Consider the following 939-nt stretch of genomic DNA (forward strand, 5'->3'; position numbering starts at 1 on the left):
CCGCGCGCGGAGCAGTCCCTCGGCGGCCTGGGCGGAGGTCACGCCCCGGGCCCCGGCCGCGTGGAGCATGGCCGCCGTGGCAGGCGTCCAGCGCACCTCCCAGCGCGAGGTCAGCGCCTCGCCGCCACCGGCCGCGCCGACCTCCTTGGGCTCGGCGTACGGCACCCCGCACACCGTCAGCCGACGCAGCAGCACCTCCCGGCGGGCGTCCAGAGCCGAGCGCAGCGGGTCGAGGCGCAGGTCGCGCGCGGTACCGGGGTCCGCGGGGCCGGGCAGGCCCAGCTCCGCCAACTCCGCCTCCACAGCGGGGGCGAGACCGCTGCGCGGCGCGTCCGGCGCCGGAAGCCCGGCCCGCGTGCCGACGAGCACGCGCTCCATCGCCCGCGCCACGGCACGCCCACGCCCGTACGGCTCGCCCTGCGCGAGCACCGTCTGCACGGCCTCCACCAGTTCACCCCGGCCTGCCGCGGGCAGCCCCCGCAGCCGGGCCAGATCACCGGCGAGCCGGGTGATCTCCCGCGCGTCGGCGGGCCCCGCCGGATGCCCGAGCGTCCGCAGTTCGGCGCAGATCCGCACGGCGGCTCCGGTCAGCGCGTCCGTCAGGGCCGAGGGATCACCGGCCGCGCCGAGCACCAGGTGCTGCCACTCGGGGTCGCGGATGCCGGCGGGGTAACCGGAGCGCTCGTCCAGCAGGGCGTAGGTGTAGGGGATGAGGGAGGTCGTCCAGGTCGTGGCCGACGGTAGCCGTGCGCCGGAATCCTCGGCCGGGGCGAGCAGCGCGGGGCCGGGCAGCGCCCCGTCGAGCAACGCAGGGGCGTGGAACGCGCCCACCACCACGGCCGCCCGCTTCCCGTCCGCCGTGGCGGCGGCCAGCCGGGACCGCATCCAGCTCTCCCGGCGCAGGTCCAGCTCCGGCACCCCGCCCGAGGCCGCCGCCTC

General features: G+C 78.8%; 1 protein-coding gene. It reads right to left on the reverse strand.

Annotated features, from left to right (window positions below; genetic code table 11):
* Positions 1–939 (reverse strand): DUF5682 family protein (locus tag GTW40_RS08905; protein ID WP_237525411.1); only part of this gene is annotated, 939 nt, incomplete at both ends.

Origin of the sequence: Streptomyces sp. SID4985 (genome assembly GCF_009863025.1) — a bacterium.
Lineage (GTDB): Bacteria > Actinomycetota > Actinomycetes > Streptomycetales > Streptomycetaceae > Streptomyces.